This is a genomic window from Escherichia sp. MOD1-EC5189 (assembly GCF_002966045.1).
Taxonomy (GTDB): Bacteria; Pseudomonadota; Gammaproteobacteria; order Enterobacterales; family Enterobacteriaceae; genus Escherichia; species Escherichia coli_F.
On sequence record NZ_PTRX01000035.1, the window covers coordinates 1 to 20,440 of the forward strand.

Annotated in this window: 19 protein-coding genes and 1 other annotated feature; of the genes, 14 read left to right on the forward strand and 5 right to left on the reverse strand. The window is 51.4% G+C overall.

Translation table 11 applies throughout. From position 1 onward, the window contains the following. Positions 1-680 (forward strand): sugar-phosphatase (gene yidA / locus ATB02_RS21975; RefSeq protein ID WP_105272237.1); only part of this gene is annotated, 680 nt, incomplete at its 5' end. A gap of 43 nt (positions 681-723) precedes the next feature. Here yidA and ATB02_RS21980 read toward each other — a convergent pair. Continuing rightward, positions 724-1,380, reverse strand: a complete 657-nt coding sequence (locus ATB02_RS21980) for a YidX family protein (protein ID WP_105272245.1) — start codon at positions 1,378-1,380, stop codon at positions 724-726. Between the two features lie 277 nt (positions 1,381-1,657). Here ATB02_RS21980 and dgoR point away from each other — a divergent pair, with 277 nt between their 5' ends. The 5 genes from dgoR to ATB02_RS22005 all read left to right on the forward strand — a co-directional run bounded on the left by dgoR (position 1,658) and on the right by ATB02_RS22005 (position 6,380). Further along, a complete protein-coding gene (gene dgoR / locus ATB02_RS21985; RefSeq protein ID WP_000174305.1) occupies positions 1,658-2,347 on the forward strand; it encodes a D-galactonate utilization transcriptional regulator DgoR in 690 nt (229 codons plus the stop codon). After that, complete coding sequence (dgoK, locus tag ATB02_RS21990) at positions 2,344-3,222, forward strand: 2-dehydro-3-deoxygalactonokinase (protein ID WP_000127068.1); 879 nt, start codon at positions 2,344-2,346, stop codon at positions 3,220-3,222. Before dgoR ends, dgoK begins: the two co-directional genes overlap by 4 nt. Continuing rightward, the gene (gene dgoA, locus ATB02_RS21995; protein ID WP_105272238.1) at positions 3,206-3,823 is read left to right on the forward strand and encodes a 2-dehydro-3-deoxy-6-phosphogalactonate aldolase; all 618 of its coding nucleotides are present in this window, start codon (positions 3,206-3,208) and stop codon (positions 3,821-3,823) included. The genes dgoK and dgoA overlap by 17 nt, the downstream gene beginning before the upstream one ends. After that, positions 3,820-4,968, forward strand: a complete 1,149-nt coding sequence (gene dgoD / locus ATB02_RS22000) for a galactonate dehydratase (protein WP_000705257.1) — start codon at positions 3,820-3,822, stop codon at positions 4,966-4,968. Before dgoA ends, dgoD begins: the two co-directional genes overlap by 4 nt. Before the next feature lie 74 nt (positions 4,969-5,042). Further along, complete coding sequence (locus tag ATB02_RS22005) at positions 5,043-6,380, forward strand: MFS transporter (protein WP_000253459.1); 1,338 nt, start codon at positions 5,043-5,045, stop codon at positions 6,378-6,380. On the opposite strand, the gene cbrA is transcribed toward ATB02_RS22005, so the two are convergent. Beyond that, positions 6,341-7,441 (reverse strand): colicin M resistance lipid reductase CbrA, encoded by a 1,101-nt coding sequence (gene cbrA / locus ATB02_RS22010; protein ID WP_105272246.1) that lies wholly within the window; start codon positions 7,439-7,441, stop codon positions 6,341-6,343. The two genes, ATB02_RS22005 and cbrA, sit on opposite strands and share 40 nt — an antisense overlap. A 100-nt stretch (positions 7,442-7,541) precedes the next feature. Between cbrA and ATB02_RS22015 the strand changes: the two genes are divergently transcribed. After that, the gene (locus ATB02_RS22015) at positions 7,542-8,756 is read left to right on the forward strand and encodes a DUF3748 domain-containing protein (RefSeq protein WP_198600591.1); all 1,215 of its coding nucleotides are present in this window, start codon (positions 7,542-7,544) and stop codon (positions 8,754-8,756) included. Between the two features lies 1 nt (position 8,757). Here ATB02_RS22015 and ATB02_RS22020 read toward each other — a convergent pair whose 3' ends face one another. Continuing rightward, positions 8,758-9,090, reverse strand: a complete 333-nt coding sequence (locus ATB02_RS22020; RefSeq protein ID WP_000620888.1) for a YceK/YidQ family lipoprotein — start codon at positions 9,088-9,090, stop codon at positions 8,758-8,760. A 239-nt stretch (positions 9,091-9,329) separates the two neighbouring features. Next, positions 9,330-9,402 (forward strand) — a sequence feature (ROSE (Repression Of Heat Shock gene Expression) occurs in the 5'-region of heat shock genes and acts as an RNA thermometer to modulate expression.). On the opposite strand from ATB02_RS22020, the gene ibpA reads away from it, so the two are divergent. The 3 genes from ibpA to ATB02_RS22035 all read left to right on the forward strand — a co-directional run bounded on the left by ibpA (position 9,396) and on the right by ATB02_RS22035 (position 12,206). Further along, the gene (gene ibpA, locus ATB02_RS22025; protein WP_001243437.1) at positions 9,396-9,809 is read left to right on the forward strand and encodes a small heat shock chaperone IbpA; all 414 of its coding nucleotides are present in this window, start codon (positions 9,396-9,398) and stop codon (positions 9,807-9,809) included. It overlaps the preceding feature by 7 nt. 111 nt (positions 9,810-9,920) lie before the next feature. Further along, positions 9,921-10,349, forward strand: a complete 429-nt coding sequence (gene ibpB / locus ATB02_RS22030) for a small heat shock chaperone IbpB (RefSeq protein ID WP_001243426.1) — start codon at positions 9,921-9,923, stop codon at positions 10,347-10,349. Positions 10,350-10,544: 195 nt separating this feature from the next. Beyond that, a complete protein-coding gene (locus ATB02_RS22035; RefSeq protein ID WP_088541972.1) occupies positions 10,545-12,206 on the forward strand; it encodes a putative transporter in 1,662 nt (553 codons plus the stop codon). Here the strand turns inward: ATB02_RS22035 and ATB02_RS22040 are convergent. After that, on the reverse strand, positions 12,203-12,919 hold the full coding sequence (locus tag ATB02_RS22040; RefSeq protein WP_001300779.1) for a GntR family transcriptional regulator: 717 nt from the start codon (positions 12,917-12,919) through the stop codon (positions 12,203-12,205). The genes ATB02_RS22035 and ATB02_RS22040 overlap by 4 nt on opposite strands. A 295-nt stretch (positions 12,920-13,214) precedes the next feature. Between ATB02_RS22040 and ATB02_RS22045 the strand changes: the two genes are divergently transcribed. Beyond that, positions 13,215-14,831, forward strand: a complete 1,617-nt coding sequence (locus tag ATB02_RS22045; protein WP_105272240.1) for a PTS sugar transporter subunit IIB — start codon at positions 13,215-13,217, stop codon at positions 14,829-14,831. After that, positions 14,831-16,153, forward strand: a complete 1,323-nt coding sequence (locus tag ATB02_RS22050) for a 6-phospho-alpha-glucosidase (protein ID WP_039020315.1) — start codon at positions 14,831-14,833, stop codon at positions 16,151-16,153. Before ATB02_RS22045 ends, ATB02_RS22050 begins: the two co-directional genes overlap by 1 nt. Here the strand turns inward: ATB02_RS22050 and ATB02_RS22055 are convergent. Next, complete coding sequence (locus tag ATB02_RS22055) at positions 16,150-17,043, reverse strand: helix-turn-helix transcriptional regulator (protein WP_001353557.1); 894 nt, start codon at positions 17,041-17,043, stop codon at positions 16,150-16,152. The two genes, ATB02_RS22050 and ATB02_RS22055, sit on opposite strands and share 4 nt — an antisense overlap. A gap of 166 nt (positions 17,044-17,209) precedes the next feature. Here ATB02_RS22055 and ATB02_RS22060 point away from each other — a divergent pair, with 166 nt between their 5' ends. Both ATB02_RS22060 and ATB02_RS22065 read left to right on the forward strand, forming a co-directional pair. Then, positions 17,210-18,925 (forward strand): solute:sodium symporter family transporter, encoded by a 1,716-nt coding sequence (locus ATB02_RS22060; RefSeq protein ID WP_001604219.1) that lies wholly within the window; start codon positions 17,210-17,212, stop codon positions 18,923-18,925. Further along, entirely contained in the window at positions 18,922-20,415 is a 1,494-nt protein-coding gene (locus tag ATB02_RS22065) for a sulfatase-like hydrolase/transferase (protein WP_105272241.1), read from the forward strand. The genes ATB02_RS22060 and ATB02_RS22065 overlap by 4 nt, the downstream gene beginning before the upstream one ends. The last annotated feature ends 25 nt before the right edge of the window (positions 20,416-20,440 follow it).

The following is a 20,440-nucleotide window of genomic DNA, read 5'->3' on the forward strand; positions in this document are numbered from 1 at the left end:
GCCCTTATGCAGGTGTTCACAACTACCTGAAAGAGCTGCATATGGAACAGCCGGGCGACTACTGCATTACTTATAACGGCGCGTTGGTACAGAAGGCCGCCGATGGTAGCACCGTGGCGCAAACCGCTCTGAGCTATGAAGACTACCGTTTCCTGGAAAAACTCTCTCGCGAAGTCGGTTCTCATTTCCACGCCCTGGACCGCACCACGCTGTACACCGCCAACCGTGATATCAGCTACTACACGGTGCATGAATCTTTCGTTGCCACTATTCCGCTGGTGTTCTGCGAAGCGGAGAAAATGGACCCCAATACTCAGTTCCTGAAAGTGATGATGATTGATGAACCCGCCATCCTCGACCAGGCCATTGCGCGTATTCCGCAGGAAGTGAAAGAAAAATACACTGTGCTGAAAAGTGCGCCGTACTTCCTCGAAATCCTCGATAAACGCGTTAACAAAGGTACGGGTGTGAAATCACTGGCCGACGTGTTAGGCATTAAGCCGGAAGAAGTCATGGCGATTGGCGATCAGGAAAACGACATCGCAATGATTGAGTATGCAGGTGTTGGTGTGGCAATGGATAACGCTATTCCTTCGGTGAAAGAAGTGGCGAACTTTGTCACCAAATCCAACCTGGAAGATGGCGTGGCGTTTGCTATTGAGAAGTATGTGCTGAATTAATCAGTGGGCGGGCAAACTGCATAAATGCGTTTGCCCGCAGCGATTAACAATTTCTGGTCGTGCATAAAATCAGGAACTGGAGTGGTGACGTTACTATATCCAGCGTAAGAGTGACTGGTAGCAGCGCATTAGCGAGGCCGCGCGGAACGCCATCAGTTGCTTTGTACTTATAAAATCCCACCGTAAAGGGTTGATGGAAAACCATCACGTTTGAGTAATCCGCTTTTTTATTTTTCTGGTGGATAGAGCCTTTCAGGCCGTCAAGTGCCCAGGTACAACGCTGGGTATTACAAATAAAACCATATTGTGTCGCCAGTGCTTTATCTTCCTCATTATCCCAGTCGTAATAGAGCGTTATTGAACCAGAAAAATTAGTATCACTGCTGCTTAGAATAAATTTCGCGTTATCGGAAACGGTGATTCTTTCGCCATGAATTGCCGGATCGTTCAGCATTTTAACCACCTCGCCGCCGCCCGTGGTCAACAGATAGTCCAACGATTCACCAACAAAAACATAGCCTTTCGTACCGTTACTATCCTCTGCCAGCGATAACCCCTTAATCGAGTCTGACCGCCATTGCTCGGCATGTGGAGGACTTGCGGTATTGGAAACCAACCCCCAAGTGAGACAACCGGTCAACGCAAATGCCAAAGAACACAAACCGGCAGCCTTAAAAAATCCCTTAAAATTCAACTTCATGACTAATCCTTTAAACGAGTAGCTAAGCCGTTGAAAGCATACTCTTCTTTCCCTCCTGTTTTGCGCCTGATATCCCTTTTCAGATTTCTGCCCGACGCATGTCATTTTTTTATGCATTGTTCTTTTTGTGATCTAAATTGTAGTACAACAATATAACTTTGTACTACATTACGCATACAGCAAACGCGAACGTCATCACGCTGGTACTACAAAATTGCCGCGTTATGCATCGATCGGGGTAAAGTAGAGAAGTACATACAGAGCACAAGGACTCTCCATGACTCTCAATAAAACCGATCGCATCGTCATTACGCTGGGCAAACAGATCGTTCACGGCAAATACGTGCCAGGCTCGCCGCTTCCGGCCGAGGCGGAACTTTGTGAGGAGTTTGCAACCTCGCGCAACATCATCCGTGAGGTGTTTCGTTCGCTGATGGCGAAGCGGCTGATTGAAATGAAACGTTATCGCGGGGCGTTTGTGGCACCGCGTAATCAGTGGAATTACCTCGATACTGACGTGCTGCAATGGGTGCTGGAAAACGACTACGACCCACGGCTTATCAGTGCAATGAGCGAAGTGCGAAATCTGGTGGAACCGGCGATTGCCCGTTGGGCGGCAGAGCGCGCGACTTCCAGCGATCTGGCGCAGATTGAATCAGCGCTGAACGAGATGATCGCCAACAATCAGGACCGCGAAGCGTTTAACGAAGCGGATATTCGCTATCACGAGGCGGTACTGCAATCAGTGCATAACCCGGTGTTACAGCAACTTAGCATTGCGATTAGTTCATTACAGCGGGCGGTTTTTGAACGAACCTGGATGGGCGATGAGGCCAACATGCCGCAAACGCTCCAGGAACATAAGGCGCTGTTTGATGCGATACGGCATCAGGACGGCGATGCGGCAGAGCAGGCGGCGCTTACCATGATCGCCAGCTCGACACGAAGGTTAAAGGAAATCACATGACAGCTCGCTACATCGCAATTGACTGGGGATCGACCAATCTGCGCGCCTGGCTTTATCAGGGCGACCACTGCCTGGACAGCAGGCAATCAGAAGCAGGCGTCACGCGTCTGAACGGAAAATCTCCGGCTGCGGTGCTAGCGGAAGTGACGACCGACTGGCGTGAAGAGAATACGCCAGTGGTGATGGCAGGAATGGTCGGCAGCAATGTCGGCTGGAAAGTTGCACCGTATTTATCTGTTCCTGCCCGTTTTTCATCTATTGGCGAACAATTAACGTCTGTTGGCGACAATATCTGGATTATTCCCGGATTATGCGTTTCTCATGATGATAACCACAATGTGATGCGCGGCGAAGAAACACAATTGATCGGAGCGCGTGCTTTGGCTCCTTCCTCTCTTTATGTCATGCCCGGTACGCATTGCAAATGGGTGCAGGCCGATAGCCAGCAAATCAACGATTTTCGCACCGTAATGACCGGTGAGTTACATCATTTACTGTTAAATCACTCATTGATTGGCGCAGGTTTACCGCAGCAGGAAAACTCTGCCGATGCCTTCGCGGCTGGCCTTGAGCGCGGCCTTAATGCGCCCGCAATATTGCCGCAGCTTTTTGAAGTTCGTGCTTCGCATGTGCTGGGAACACTTCCCCGTGAACAGGTCAGCGAATTTCTCTCTGGATTGTTGATTGGCGCAGAGGTCGCCAGTATGCGCGACTACGTGGCCCATCAACACGTCATCACCCTTGTCGCCGGAACATCGCTGACTGCACGCTACCAGCAAGCCTTTCAGGCGATGGGTTGCGACGTGACGGCGGTGGCGGGCGACACGGCATTTCAGGCTGGTATAAGGAGCATCGCTCATGCAGTGGCAAACTAAACTCCCGCTGATCGCCATTTTGCGCGGCATTACGCCCGACGAGGCGCTGGCGCATGTTGGCGCGGTGATTGACGCTGGGTTCGATGCGGTAGAAATCCCGCTGAACTCTCCACTATGGGAACAAAGCATTCCCGCCATCGTTGATGCGTATGGCGACAAAGCGTTGATTGGCGCAGGTACGGTACTGAAACCTGAACAGGTCGATGCGCTCGCCAGGATGGGCTGTCAGCTCATCGTTACGCCCAATACCCATAGTGAAGTGATCCGCCGCGCGGTGGGCTATGGCATGACCGTTTGCCCCGGCTGCGCGACGGCGACAGAAGCCTTTACCGCGATCGACGCGGGCGCGCAGGCGCTGAAAATATTCCCGTCATCGGCTTTTGGGCCGCAATACATCAAAGCGTTAAAAGCGGTATTACCGCAGGACATCCCGGTCTTTGCCGTAGGCGGTGTGACGCCAGAAAACCTGGCGCAGTGGATAGACGCAGGTTGTGCAGGGGCGGGCTTAGGCAGCGATCTCTATCGCGCCGGGCAATCAGTAGAACGCACCGCGCAGCAGGCTGCAGCATTTGTTAAGGCGTATCGAGAGGCAGTGCAATGAAAATCACCAACATTACTACGTATCGTTTACCTCCCCGCTGGATGTTCCTGAAAATTGAAACTGATGAAGGCGTGGTCGGTTGGGGCGAGCCCGTGATCGAAGGCCGCGCTCGCACGGTGGAAGCGGCAGTTCACGAGCTGGGTGACTATTTGATTGGTCAGGATCCATCGCGCATCAATGACTTATGGCAAGTGATGTATCGCGCCGGATTTTATCGTGGCGGTCCGATTCTGATGAGCGCCATCGCCGGGATCGACCAGGCGTTATGGGATATCAAAGGTAAAGTGCTGAATGCGCCGGTCTGGCAACTGATGGGTGGCCTGGTTCGCGACAAAATTAAAGCCTACAGTTGGGTCGGCGGCGATCGTCCGGCGGATGTTATCGACGGCATTAAAACGCTACGCGAAATCGGCTTCGATACCTTCAAACTGAACGGTTGTGAAGAACTGGGATTGATTGATAACTCCCGCGCGGTAGATGCGGCGGTCAACACCGTGGCACAAATTCGTGAAGCTTTTGGCAATCAGATTGAGTTTGGTCTTGATTTCCACGGTCGCGTCAGCGCGCCGATGGCGAAAGTGCTGATTAAAGAACTGGAACCGTATCGCCCTCTGTTTATTGAAGAACCGGTGCTGGCGGAACAAGCCGAATACTACCCGAAACTGGCGGCACAAACGCATATTCCATTGGCGGCGGGTGAGCGCATGTTCTCACGCTTCGATTTTAAACGCGTGCTGGAAGCTGGCGGTATTTCGATTCTGCAACCGGATCTCTCCCACGCAGGCGGTATTACCGAATGCTACAAAATTGCCGGAATGGCGGAAGCCTATGACGTGACCCTTGCGCCGCACTGTCCGCTCGGCCCGATTGCACTGGCGGCTTGCCTGCATATCGACTTTGTTTCCTATAACGCGGTACTTCAGGAACAAAGTATGGGCATTCATTACAACAAAGGCGCGGAGTTACTCGACTTTGTGAAAAATAAAGAAGACTTCAGCATGGTCGGCGGCTTCTTTAAACCATTAACGAAACCGGGCTTAGGCGTGGAAATCGACGAAGCCAAAGTCATTGAGTTCAGTAAAAATGCCCCGGACTGGCGTAATCCGCTCTGGCGTCATGAAGATAACAGCGTAGCAGAGTGGTAATTCCTGCCACGTAAGCCCCTCATCGGGCACTAAAACAGCAATACAAAAATATAACCCTCTGTACATTACAGGGCATGGTGAGCGGCTTCGCTATGCCCAAAATCTGGAGAAAGCTCGCTATGGATATTCCCGTTAATGCAGCAAAACCGGGGCGTCGGCGTTATCTGACGCTGGTGATGATCTTTATTACGGTGGTCATTTGTTATGTTGACCGCGCTAACCTGGCCGTGGCTTCCGCCCATATTCAGGAAGAGTTCGGCATTACCAAAGCGGAAATGGGCTATGTATTTTCGGCCTTCGCCTGGCTATATACCTTATGCCAGATCCCCGGCGGTTGGTTTTTAGATCGCGTAGGTTCTCGCGTGACTTATTTTATTGCGATATTTGGCTGGTCAGTGGCGACGTTATTCCAGGGCTTTGCCACGGGCTTAATGTCATTAATTGGTCTGCGCGCGATAACCGGTATTTTCGAAGCGCCCGCGTTCCCGACCAATAACCGGATGGTGACCAGCTGGTTCCCGGAACATGAACGCGCTTCCGCCGTGGGTTTTTATACGTCTGGTCAGTTTGTCGGTCTGGCGTTTCTGACTCCGCTGCTGATCTGGATTCAGGAAATGTTGAGCTGGCACTGGGTGTTCATTGTCACCGGCGGTATCGGCATTATCTGGTCGCTGATTTGGTTTAAGGTTTATCAGCCGCCGCGCCTGACCAAAGGCATTAGCAAAGCTGAACTGGATTACATTCGTGACGGCGGCGGTCTGGTGGATGGCGATGCGCCAGTGAAAAAAGAGTCGCGTCAGCCGCTAACAGCCAAAGACTGGAAACTGGTGTTCCATCGTAAACTGATCGGCGTCTATCTTGGGCAATTTGCGGTGGCTTCTACACTGTGGTTCTTCTTAACCTGGTTCCCGAACTATTTAACCCAGGAAAAAGGAATCACAGCGCTGAAAGCGGGCTTTATGACCACGGTGCCATTCCTTGCGGCGTTTGTTGGCGTCCTGCTCTCAGGCTGGGTCGCGGATCTGCTGGTACGTAAGGGCTTTTCACTGGGCTTTGCGCGTAAAACGCCGATTATCTGCGGTTTGCTGATCTCCACCTGCATTATGGGCGCTAACTACACCAACGATCCGATGATGATTATGTGCCTGATGGCGCTGGCATTCTTCGGCAACGGTTTTGCTTCGATTACCTGGTCGTTAGTCTCTTCTCTGGCACCGATGCGGCTGATTGGTTTAACCGGCGGCGTGTTTAACTTCGCCGGTGGTCTGGGCGGCATCACCGTTCCGCTGGTGGTGGGGTACCTGGCGCAGGGTTACGGTTTCGCGCCTGCACTGGTTTATATCTCCGCCGTCGCGTTGATTGGCGCGCTCTCTTACATCCTGCTGGTGGGCGATGTGAAGCGCGTTGGATAATCTTTAAACTGTGGAATATGCGCCACACCACTGCGCATAATCCATTTTCTTAAAGCCGGTGCGGTCAGGCATCGGCTTTTTACTATTTTGCCGAAGAGTTTTAAACGCAGTTTGCGGGTGGCGCGCCAGTAGGCGGCGTTGCTCTTCTCCGGTTGCTTGAGTAACACCGAACGCAGAATCTCTGCGCTATCCAGCGCATAGCTAATCCCCTCCAGTGAGCTGGCGCTGATAAATCCCGCCGCTTCACCAATCAGAAAGGCATTGTCCTTACCGCAGACAAAATCCTGCCAGCGTGAGGGAAACAACACGGTACATTTCTCACTTTTCACCGCTTTGCCAAACTGGAACTGAAAGGCGCTCATTTTCTCTTTCAGCGTCGTGAAACGCGTCTGACCGTCTTTCATTGGATAGGCACCGCCAAAGATAAAATAACCGTCTTTGCTGATACTCCATGAGTAACAGTCAGTTATCGCATTATCAAAGATGCAGGAGTAGAACGGCACCGGATGTTTCTCTGCGAACCACTGCTGGATAGCGACATATTTACGAATTTGATGGTTCGGGTAGAGATGTCGCCGCACCATCGAGTTGGCACCATCGGCACCGACCAGATAGCGGGCGGTAATATGCTGCTCCCAACCGTCTGCACGAAAAATGACATGCCATTTATCATCCTCGCGCCAGATTTTCCGGCACAGGCTATCGTGGTAAACCTCAACGCTGGCGGGGATCAGCGATTTCATCCATAAGTCGAAAGCATGGCGATTAATATTGATATAGCTTCGCTGGTAGTTACGCGTGAGCGATGCGGCTACGTCGACGGTTTTGACGCTGAAAATCTGCGGATTGGCGATCACATCGACAGGAAGCGTCAGTCCATCGCGAATAAAAGATCGCTGAGCGTCCGGTGCCAGCAGACCGCCACAAGGCTTGCTGAAACCTTCAGTACCATGCTGGTGCTTTTTATCCAGCGCGATCACCTGCATTTTGCTGGCTAACTTTCGCGCCAACGCTGAACCTGCCGGGCCGAGGCCAATAATCGCCACGTCGAAATGTTCCATCTTTTCACTCACATTCATCACGATGGCAAAAGACTATTGTCTGAAAGTGAAGTCCTTGTGAAGTATGATGGCGGGAACCGTTTTGTATCAGGACCGCGCCATGAAACAGATAACCTTTGCTCCCCGTAATCACCTGCTCACCAATACCAACACCTGGACGCCCGACAGCCAGTGGCTGGTATTTGACGTGCGTCCTTCTGGGGCGTCGTTTACCGGTGAGACCATTGAGCGCGTGAATATTCATACCGGTGAGGTCGAGGTTATCTACCGTGCGTCACAGGGCGCACACGTCGGCGTGGTGACCGTTCATCCGAAGTCAGAGAAATATGTCTTTATTCACGGCCCTGAAAATCCTGATGAAACATGGCATTACGACTTCCATCATCGACGCGGCGTGATTGCTGAAAGCGGCAAGGTGAGCAATCTCGATGCAATGGATATTACCGCGCCGTATACGCCAGGAGCGCTGCGTGGCGGCAGCCATGTACATGTCTTTAGCCCGAACGGTGAAATGGTGAGCTTTACCTATAACGACCATGTAATGCATGAACGCGATCCGGCGCTGGATTTGCGAAATGTCGGTGTTGCTGCACCGTTTGGCCCGGTCAACGTACAAAAGCAGCATCCGCGTGAATACAGCGGCAGCCACTGGTGCGTGTTGGTGAGTAACACCACGCCCACGCCGCAGCCTGGCAGTGATGAAATCAATCGTGCTTATGAAGAAGGATGGGTAGGAAACCACGCGCTGGCGTTTATTGGCGACACATTTTCGCCAAAGGGCGAGAAAGTGCCGGAGCTGTTTATCGTTGAGTTACCGCAAGATGAAGCTGGCTGGAAAGCAGCAGGTGATGCGCCGTTAAGTGGAACGGAAACAACCCTGCCCGCGCCACCGCGTGGCGTCGTGCAGCGACGTTTAACCTTTACCCACCATCGGGCTTATCCGGGATTAGTCAACGTCCCGCGCCACTGGGTGCGCTGTAATCCGCAGGGTACGCAAATCGCGTTTTTAATGCGTGATGATAACGGCATTGTGCAACTGTGGCTTATCTCGCCACAGGGCGGCGAGCCGCGCCAGTTAACCCATAACAAAACGGATATTCAGTCTGCATTTAACTGGCATCCGTCAGGAGAATGGTTGGGCTTTGTGCTGGATAATCGAATTGCTTGCGCCCATGCGCAAAGCGGCGAGGTTGAGTATTTAACCGAAAACCACGCCAATCCACCTTCTGCGGACGCCGTGGTCTTCTCGCCGGATGGTCGATGGCTGGCGTGGATGGAAGGCGGCCAGCTGTGGATCACCGAAACTGATCGCTAAATCAGTTATCAGGCATTCTGGCGGGTGGAATAACCGCATTGGTGGCTTGCGCGTTGGCTTCGCTTTTTTCAACGCGTGAGCGCACCGAGCTGTCTTTGCGGAATACATCCCACGGCAGTAAAAGCGTATCCATCACAGCGGTAAACGGCATATCGAGGATCGCCAACGACTTAGTGCCCCAGTTGGTTTCATCGTCGCCAATCATGGTGGCGCTGGCGCGGGTGCCGGGATACGTTCCTTCTTTTCCCCCGGTATGGGACATCACGCTGGAGCATCCTCCGAGTAATGTCATTCCGCTGCATATCATGAACGCTAACAACACATTTCTTATCATAATAAATTCATCTGTTGATCGTGGGTGTTGGCCTGATGAGTTATAGCGATCCCTTGCTGAAAATAACATCATCATTACGTCGCACTGTGGCGGCTATCGCACTTTAACGTTTCGTGCTGCCCCCTCAGTCTATGCAATAGACCATAAACTGCAAAAAAAAGTCCGCTGATAAGGCTTGAAAAGTTCATTTCCAGACCCATTTTTACATCGTAGCCGATGAGGACGCGCCTGATGGGTGTTCTGGCTACCTGACCTGTCCATTGTGGAAGGTCTTACATTCTCGCTGATTTCAGGAGCTATTGATTATGCGTAACTTTGATTTATCCCCGCTTTACCGTTCTGCTATTGGATTTGACCGTTTGTTTAACCACTTAGAAAACAACCAGAGCCAGAGTAATGGCGGCTACCCTCCGTATAACGTTGAACTGGTGGACGAAAACCATTACCGCATTGCTATCGCTGTGGCTGGTTTTGCTGAGAGCGAACTGGAGATTACCGCCCAGGATAATCTGTTGGTGGTGAAAGGTGCTCATGCCGACGAACAAAAAGAGCGCACCTATCTGTACCAGGGCATCGCTGAACGCAACTTTGAACGCAAATTCCAGTTAGCTGAGAACATTCATGTTCGTGGTGCTAACCTGGTAAATGGTTTGCTGTATATCGATCTCGAACGTGTGATTCCGGAAGCGAAAAAACCGCGCCGTATCGAAATCAACTAATTCCCTAAGGCCGCCTGGCGCGGCCTGATATCTCCATGCTCGCCGTCAGGGAGCATATGCGAATCTTCGGATTTGCAGGTACTTACTCGCTTCTTAGAAGGAGAAATGACTATGCGTAACTTCGATTTATCCCCACTGATGCGTCAATGGATCGGTTTTGACAAACTGGCCAACGCACTGCAAAACGCCGGTGAAAGCCAGAGCTTCCCGCCGTACAACATTGAGAAAAGCGACGATAACCACTACCGCATTACCCTTGCGCTGGCAGGTTTTCGTCAGGAAGATTTAGATATTCAACTGGAAGGTACGCGCCTGAGCGTAAAAGGCACGCCGGAGCAGCCAAAAGAAGAGAAAAAATGGCTGCATCAAGGGCTTATGAATCAGCCATTTAGCCTGAGCTTTACGCTGGCTGAAAATATGGAAGTCTCTGGTGCAACCTTCGTAAACGGTTTACTGCATATTGATTTAATTCGTAATGAGCCTGAACCCATCGCAGCGCAGCGTATCGCTATCAGCGAACGTCCCGCGTTAAATAGCTAACTAGCTATTCTCTTTGCCCCACCATTCTGGTGGGGCTTTTTTTGTCTTTCTTACTCAACAAAGCGTTAAATTTCGCCTGTTTAAGATATTTCGGCACGTTCTTTCCCGTGATAATGTGCGCTATAAGGCAAATCTGCTTCACCGATTCAGCCATAATCCGTAGCAATTAAAATGTTATCTCAAGAGAAATGGACGATGAGTGATATAGCATTAACGGTCAGTATTCTGGCTTTGGTGGCAGTCGTCGGTTTGTTTATCGGCAACGTCAAATTTCGCGGCATAGGATTAGGTATTGGCGGCGTGCTGTTTGGTGGGATCATCGTCGGCCATTTTGTTTCTCAGGCGGGGATGACATTAAGTAGCGATATGCTGCATGTTATTCAGGAATTTGGCCTGATCCTGTTCGTTTATACCATCGGGATTCAGGTGGGGCCGGGCTTCTTTGCCTCATTGCGCGTCTCCGGATTACGCCTCAACCTGTTTGCTGTTCTGATCGTCATCATCGGTGGTCTGGTTACCGCCATCCTGCATAAACTGTTTGATATTCCACTGCCGGTCGTGCTGGGGATTTTCTCCGGTGCGGTAACCAATACGCCAGCACTGGGGGCGGGGCAGCAGATCTTGCGCGATCTGGGTACACCAATGGAAATGGTCGATCAGATGGGGATGAGCTATGCGATGGCGTATCCATTTGGCATTTGCGGGATCTTGTTCACCATGTGGATGTTGCGGGTTATTTTCCGCGTCAATGTCGAGACAGAAGCCCAGCAGCACGAGTCTTCACGCACCAATGGCGGCGCGCTGATCAGGACTATCAATATTCGCGTTGAGAACCCTAACCTGCATGATTTAGCCATTAAAGATGTACCGATTCTCAACGGGGACAAAATTATCTGTTCGCGTCTGAAACGAGAAGAAACCCTAAAAGTACCTTCGCCTGATACCATTATCCAACTGGGCGATTTGCTGCATCTGGTGGGGCAGCCAGCGGATTTACATAATGCGCAACTGGTGATTGGTCAGGAGGTCGATACCTCGCTGTCCACGAAAGGCACTGATTTACGCGTCGAGCGTGTGGTGGTCACCAATGAAAACGTGCTTGGTAAGCGTATTCGCGATCTGCACTTTAAAGAACGCTATGACGTTGTTATCTCGCGTCTGAACCGTGCCGGGGTCGAACTGGTCGCCAGTGGTGATATCAGCCTGCAGTTCGGCGATATCCTCAACCTGGTGGGGCGTCCGTCCGCAATTGATGCCGTTGCCAATGTGCTGGGGAATGCGCAGCAGAAACTGCAACAGGTTCAGATGCTGCCGGTGTTTATTGGTATCGGGCTTGGCGTATTGTTAGGTTCTATTCCCGTCTTTGTGCCGGGATTCCCGGCGGCGTTGAAACTGGGACTGGCGGGCGGTCCGCTGATTATGGCGTTGATCCTCGGGCGTATCGGCAGTATCGGTAAGCTGTACTGGTTTATGCCGCCAAGCGCCAACCTCGCGCTGCGGGAGCTGGGGATCGTACTGTTCCTCTCGGTAGTAGGTCTGAAATCCGGTGGGGATTTTGTCAATACACTGATCAATGGCGAAGGGCTAAGCTGGATTGGTTATGGTGCTCTCATCACCGCCGTTCCGCTGATTACGGTCGGCATTCTGGCGCGGATGTTAGCCAAAATGAATTACCTGACCATGTGCGGGATGCTGGCTGGCTCCATGACCGATCCTCCGGCGCTGGCATTTGCTAATAATCTTCATCCAACCAGCGGTGCGGCGGCACTCTCTTATGCCACTGTCTATCCGTTGGTGATGTTCCTGCGCATTATCACCCCCCAATTACTGGCGGTGCTCTTCTGGAGTATCGGTTAACTCTTTTCCGGGTGGAGTCGCCGTAAATGGTACTCCACCTGGTATTCACTGGCATTTCTGAACATCACTGAATAATTCAAAAACTCACCGCTCTCACTATAGGACAACGAGGTGATCCGCAGCAGTGGTGTGTGTTCCGCTACCTTCATTTGCCGCGCCAGCAGTCTATCGGCGAGAACCGGCGTCAGGCTTTCATAATTACCGCCAATAAGAATCCCGCACTCTTGTTCAATATATTCAAACTTCGACCCTTCCAGATGTTGCAGCGAAAGGTTGCGGAACAGTTTTACTGGCATATAGCTATCTTCCAGCATCAGCGGTTTCCCTTCCACAAAACGAACGCGACGGGAGAAGTAGATCTGCTCGTTGATTTGAATCCGTAATTGGCTGGCAATGGCCGGAGGCGCAGGCATGATTTCAAATATTAGCACCTGGCTGGTGACCGTTTTCCCCTGGCGTTTTAACACCTCCACCAGCCCGGTCAGGCTGGCAGTTTGATGCAGTACATCTTTGCGCACCAGATAGGTACCGCTGCCGTGGCGGCGGACCACCAACCCCCACGCCACCAGCAGGTCAATGGCTTTACGGATGGTCATCCGTGATACCGCAAATTCTTCCGCCAGCTTTTTTTCACCGGGAAGAAGACTGTTTAGCGTGAAATCCGCGGAGTTAAGTCGAATTCTTAACCGCTCCGCAATGCTTTTGTAGATCATCTCTAGATCTCTTTTTTGCCTGCAAGCCCGGGTAAAGCGCCCACAAATTTCGATTAATCCGTTGAAAAAGCATCTTTTTTTTAGTGATGTGTTCGATGCTGTGTACCCGTGTTCACAGATGTCTACTTTTTCGCGAAAACGTAGATCTCTACCGCTCAACGAAAAGCATGAAAGCGATCACGAATCCCACTGGGTCGTCATGTTCTGCCGATAGCATCTTCCTATCCTCGCTCCAGGCCTGCCGCATAACCAATCAGGCTTCCTACTTACAGAATTGAGAAAAGAGGATGTGGAAATGCTCAGTCAAATTCAACGCTTTGGCGGCGCGATGTTCACGCCAGTGCTGCTGTTTCCCTTCGCCGGGATTGTGGTGGGTCTTGCCATTTTGCTGCAAAACCCGATGTTTGTCGGGGAATCACTGACCGATCCGAACAGTTTATTCGCGCAAATCGTACACATCATTGAAGAGGGCGGTTGGACGGTATTCCGTAATATGCCGCTGATTTTTGCTGTCGGTTTACCCATTGGCCTTGCGAAGCAAGCGCAGGGGCGTGCTTGTCTGGCGGTGATGGTGAGTTTCCTGACCTGGAACTATTTCATCAACGCGATGGGAATGACCTGGGGAAGCTACTTCGGCGTCGATTTCACTCAGGACGCGGTGGCAGGTAGCGGGCTGACAATGATGGCCGGAATTAAAACCCTCGATACCAGCATTATCGGCGCGATTATCATTTCTGGCATTGTGACGGCGCTGCATAACCGTCTGTTCGATAAAAAACTGCCGGTTTTTCTCGGCATTTTTCAGGGGACATCTTATGTGGTGATTATCGCCTTCCTGGTGATGATCCCCTGCGCGTGGCTGACATTGCTCGGCTGGCCAAAAGTACAAATGGGGATTGAATCTCTGCAAGCGTTCCTGCGTTCGGCGGGTGCGCTTGGGGTCTGGGTTTACACCTTCCTCGAACGCATTCTGATCCCAACCGGTTTACACCACTTCATCTACGGACCGTTTATCTTTGGTCCGGCAGCTGTTGAGGGCGGCATTCAGATGTACTGGGCGCAGCATCTGCAAGAGTTCAGTTTGAGCGCCGAGCCGCTGAAATCGTTGTTCCCGGAAGGCGGTTTTGCCCTGCACGGTAACTCAAAAATCTTTGGTGCCGTGGGCATTTCTTTAGCGATGTACTTCACTGCTGCACCGGAAAATCGGGTAAAAGTGGCGGGCTTGCTGATCCCCGCAACCTTAACCGCCGTGCTGGTGGGAATTACCGAACCGCTGGAATTTACCTTCCTGTTCATTTCACCGTTGCTGTTTGCGGTACATGCCGTGCTGGCAGCTTCAATGTCGACTGTGATGTATCTCTTTGGTGTGGTGGGCAACATGGGCGGTGGTCTGATAGACCAGGTTTTACCGCAAAACTGGATCCCGATGTTCAGCAACCACGCGGATATGATGCTGACCCAAATCGCCATTGGGTTGTGCTTTACCCTCTTGTACTTCGTTGTCTTCCGCACCCTGATTCTGCAATTCAACATGTGCACACCGGGGCGTGAAGATGCGGAGGTGAAGCTCTACTCGAAAGCCGAATACAAAGCCTCGCGAGGCCAAACTACCGCTGCAGAGCCCAAAAAAGAGCTGGAGCAGGCTGCCGGCATCCTGCAAGCCCTGGGCGGGGTGGGCAATATCTCCAGCATCAACAATTGCGCGACGCGTCTACGTATTGCACTGCATGACATGTCACAAACGCTGGATGACGAAGTCTTTAAAAAGCTGGGAGCGCATGGCGTCTTCCGTAGTGGTGATGCCATTCAGGTGATCATTGGTTTGCATGTTTCCCAGCTGCGTGAACAGCTCGATAGCTTAATTAATTCTCATCAATTAGCAGAAAAAGTTGCCATTACGGAGGCAGTATAATGACCAAATTCTCAGTGGTTGTCGCAGGCGGTGGAAGCACCTTTACGCCAGGCATCGTGTTGATGTTATTGGCGAATCAGGATCGTTTCCCGCTTCGCGCACTGAAATTTTATGATAACGATGGCGCACGGCAGGAAGTGATTGCCGAAGCCTGTAAAGTTATTCTTAAAGAGAAAGCGCCGGACATTGAGTTTAGCTACACCACCGATCCTGAAGTGGCGTTCAGCGACGTTGATTTTGTCATGGCGCACATTCGTGTCGGCAAATATCCGATGCGCGAACTGGATGAAAAAATACCGCTGCGCCACGGCGTTGTCGGTCAGGAAACTTGCGGACCCGGCGGAATAGCGTACGGCATGCGGTCTATCGGTGGCGTCCTGGAACTGGTGGATTATATGGAAAAATATTCACCAAATGCCTGGATGCTCAACTACTCCAACCCGGCAGCAATTGTGGCAGAAGCCACACGTCGTCTGCGTCCGAACGCGAAAATCCTCAACATCTGTGACATGCCAATCGGTATTGAAAGCCGGATGGCGCAAATTGTTGGGCTGCAAGATCGCAAACAGATGCGCGTGCGCTACTACGGCCTGAACCACTTTGGCTGGTGGACATCAATTGAAGATTTGCAAGGCAACGACCTGATGCCCCAGCTGCGGCAATATGTCTCAAAGCACGGTTATGTTCCACCGCAGCAAGATACGCATACCGAAGCGAGCTGGAACGACACCTATGCAAAAGCGCGGGATGTCCAGGCACTGGATCCGGATACATTACCAAACACCTATCTGAAATATTATCTCTTCCCGGATTATGTCGTTCAGCATTCCAACCCTGAACATACCCGCGCGAATGAGGTGATGGAACATCGCGAGAAACAGGTTTTCGATGCTTGCCGCGCCATTACGGCGGCAGGAAATTCGGCGGCGGGCAAGCTGGAAATTGACGAACATGCGTCATACATCGTCGATCTGGCAGCGGCAATCGCCTTTAACACTCAGGAGCGGATGTTGCTGATTGTGCCTAACAACGGGGCAATTCATAACTTTGATGATGAAGCGATGGTCGAGATCCCGTGTCTGGTCGGGCACAACGGACCAGAACCACTGGTGGTCGGCGATATCCCGCAGTTTCAGAAAGGGTTAATGAGTCAGCAAGTGGCGGTGGAAAAACTGGTCGTGGACGCCTGGGAACAGCGTTCATATCAGCACCTGTGGCAGGCGATTACGTTGTCGAAAACGGTACCGAGCGCCGCGGTCGCCAAAGCTATTCTGGATGAGTTGCTGGAGGCCAACAAAGCGTACTGGCCAGAGTTACGTTAATTGTGTGGACTGGCATCCGTTGGGTGCTGGTCCGTATTCTTCAGCACCGCTGACGGCGCATAACCAAATTTATGTTTAAAGGCTTTGCTGAAATGAAAGGAGTCGAAGAAGTTGAGCGTATCAGCGACTTCGCCAACCGAGTTCCCTTGTTGCTTTAATAGCGATAGCGCCAGATCCAGACGCGCATCGAGGTAATATTCTTTCGGCGTCTTGCCGGTATAGCGTAAAAACAGACGACGCAACCAGGCTTCGCTACAGGGGATCGTGGCAGCCATATCAGCTACGCTCCAGCGTTGTTGCAGACTGGCATGTAAAGTGGCAATTAGTTTTTCAATTTGCCGCCGTTGTGGATCTTTTTTACCGTCTGCGTACATAAGACAAATCCACTGATAAATAATTTTCGTCAGAAAAGCGACTGCCAGATTATTTTTTATTGCTTCTGGTGAAGTAATTAATTCAGCAACTTCGGTGAGTTCCTGATTATAAACTTCGCCATTATAAATAACGCTTTGCTGACCGACGGGAATATCCATCATACTGGTGGGGGTAAATTCCATCCAGTACTGTTCCCAGACTAAACCTTCACAGTGATAAGAGTGAATATCCATTGGCTTTAAAAATATAATACAGTTGCCATGCAGTGTTATTTGTTCACCATTCTTTAAAATAATTTTCCCACATCCTTGTACGGTATACACCGCAACCCATGAGTTGGCGATAAGCGGTTTCTTCTTGTCCCGCGGCCAGATCACCCGATAATGCTCGTCGGCGTAGGTATGCCAGAGCGAGATCAGAGAAATTCCGCTGGAGATCACATTTTCGTTAATCAATAAGGGAATATTGTACGGAGTTTCGTTTTTTACATCCGAACTTTGCAATTTTCCATTCATTTTAATATCCCTCCGGCGAATTATGCTCACAACCTGAACTTAACAGAAAACAATCCGTTCAGGGATACGACGTTTGTATTTTAAGAATCTGACTGCCTGACCCGACGCATTTTACCTCTCCCTATATTCATGCGTCCGGGACATAAACATAAATAAGGGCTATGAGATGAATTCGTTACAAATCTTGAGTTTTGTCGGTTTTACGCTGCTGGTGGCGGTCATCACCTGGTGGAAGGTCCGCAAAACAGATACCGGATCGCAACAAGGCTATTTTCTTGCCGGACGTTCACTAAAAGCGCCGGTTATTGCCGCTTCGTTAATGTTAACCAACCTTTCCACGGAACAACTGGTTGGACTTTCCGGGCAGGCCTACAAAAGTGGCATGTCGGTGATGGGCTGGGAAGTCACTTCTGCGGTGACGCTGATCTTCCTCGCGCTAATCTTTTTACCGCGCTATCTGAAGCGTGGCATTGCCACCATCCCCGATTTCCTGGAGGAACGTTATGATAAAACGACGCGTATTATCATCGACTTCTGCTTCCTCATTGCCACCGGTGTCTGCTTTCTGCCGATTGTTCTCTACTCCGGCGCGTTGGCGCTCAACAGCCTGTTTCACGTCGGGGAATCGTTACAAATTTCCCACGGCGCAGCGATCTGGCTACTGGTTATTTTGCTTGGCCTAGCGGGAATTTTGTATGCGGTGATCGGCGGACTGCGCGCAATGGCAGTGGCGGACTCCATCAACGGTATTGGGCTGGTTATTGGCGGGTTGATGGTGCCGATATTTGGCCTGATCGCGATGGGCAAGGGCAGCTTTATGCAGGGCATTGAGCAACTCACCACCGTTCACGCCGAGAAGTTAAACTCAGTCGGCGGCCCGACCGATCCCTTGCCGATTGGCGCGGCATTTACCGGTTTGATTCTGGTGAACACCTTTTACTGGTGTACAAATCAGGGCATCGTGCAACGCACGCTGGCGTCAAAAAGCCTGGCGGAAGGGCAAAAGGGGGCGCTGTTAACGGCGGTGCTGAAAATGCTCGACCCGCTGGTACTGGTGCTGCCAGGGTTGATTGCGTTTCATCTGTATCAGGATTTACCTAAAGCCGACATGGCCTACCCGACGCTGGTCAATAACGTTCTGCCAGTGCCACTGGTGGGTTTCTTCGGCGCGGTGTTATTTGGTGCGGTGATCAGTACCTTCAACGGCTTTCTGAATAGCGCCAGTACGTTATTCAGTATGGGTATTTACCGGCGCATCATTAACCAGAATGCCGAGCCGCAACAGCTGGTCACCGTTGGGCGCAAATTTGGTTTCTTTATCGCCATCGTTTCGGTGCTGGTCGCGCCGTGGATCGCCAACGCGCCGCAGGGGCTGTATAGCTGGATGAAACAGCTCAACGGTATTTACAACGTGCCGCTGGTTACCATCATCATTATGGGCTTTTTCTTCCCGCGCATTCCGGCGCTGGCGGCAAAAGTGGCGATGGGGATTGGCATAATCAGCTACATCACCATCAACTATCTGGTGAAGTTCGACTTCCATTTCCTCTATGTGCTGGCCTGTACGTTCTGTATCAACGTGGTAGTGATGCTGGTGATCGGTTTTATCAAACCGCGCGCCACGCCGTTCACCTTCAAAGATGCGTTTGCGGTGGACATGAAACCGTGGAAAAACGTCAAGATCGCGTCAATTGGTATCCTGTTCGCTATGATTGGCGTCTATGCCGGGCTGGCTGAATTCGGCGGCTACGGTACGCGCTGGTTAGCGATGATCAGTTATTTCATCGCTGCCGTAGTGATTGTCTACCTGATTTTTGACAGCTGGCGGCATCGTCACGACCCAGCCGTAACCTTTACTCCCGACGCGAAGGATAGCCTATGAAACGCCCCAATTTTCTGTTCATCATGACCGATACCCAGGCCACCAATATGGTCGGTTGCTATAGCGGTAAGCCGCTGAATACGCAAAATATTGATAGTCTGGCGGCGGAAAGTATTCGCTTTAATTCCGCCTATACCTGTTCACCGGTTTGTACACCAGCGCGCGCCGGGCTGTTTACCGGTATCTACGCTAACCAGTCCGGCCCGTGGACCAATAACGTCGCGCCGGGCAAAAACATCTCCACTATGGGACGCTACTTTAAGGATGCGGGCTATCACACCTGTTACATTGGCAAATGGCATCTCGACGGTCATGACTATTTCGGCACTGGCGAGTGTCCGCCGGAGTGGGACGCTGATTACTGGTTCGATGGGGCGAACTACCTTAGCGAACTGACGGAAAAAGAGATCAGCCTGTGGCGCAATGGCCTAAACAGTGTTGAGGATTTACAGGCGAACCAGATCGACGAAACCTTCACCTGGGCGCACCGCATCAGCAATCGGGCGGTAGATTTTCTGCAACAGCCCGCGCGCGCCGAGGAACCCTTCCTGATGGTGGTTTCGTATGATGAGCCGCATCACCCGTTCACCTGTCCGGTGGAGTATTTAGAGAAATACGCTGATTTTTACTACGAACTTGGCGAGAAATCACAGGATGACCTGGCGAACAAACCGGAACATCACCGCTTATGGGCGCAGGCAATGCCATCGCCAGTCGGTGATGACGGGCTTTATCACCATCCGCTCTATTTTGCCTGCAATGACTTTGTTGATGACCAAATCGGACGGGTCATCAATGCCTTAACGCCAGAGCAACGTGAAAATACGTGGGTCATTTATACCTCCGATCACGGCGAAATGATGGGCGCACATAAGCTGATCAGTAAAGGAGCGGCGATGTATGACGACATCACCCGTATTCCGCTGATCATCCGTTCGCCGCAAGGGGAGCGGCGGCAGGTCGATACGCCAGTCAGCCATATTGACTTACTGCCGACAATGATGGCGCTGGCAGATATTGAAAAACCAGACATTCTGCCAGGGGAAAATATCCTTGCTGTGAAAGAGCCGCGTGGCGTGATGGTGGAATTTAACCGTTATGAGATTGAGCATGACAGCTTTGGCGGTTTTATTCCGGTGCGTTGCTGGGTGACGGATGATTTTAAACTGGTGCTAAACCTCTTCACCAGTGATGAACTTTACGATCGCCGTAACGACCCAAATGAAATGCATAACCTGATCGATGATATCCGTTTTGCCGACGTTCGCAGCAAAATGCATGGCGCATTGCTGGATTACATGGACAAAATTCGCGATCCGTTCCGCAGTTACCAATGGAGTCTGCGTCCGTGGCGTAAAGATGCGCAACCGCGCTGGATGGGGGCGTTCCGTCCACGCCCACATGATGGCTATTCGCCGGTAGTACGCGACTATGACACCGGCCTGCCAACACAAGGGGTGAAGGTGGAAGAGAAAAAACAGAAGTTTTGACGACAATGCCCGTTGGCGATAACCC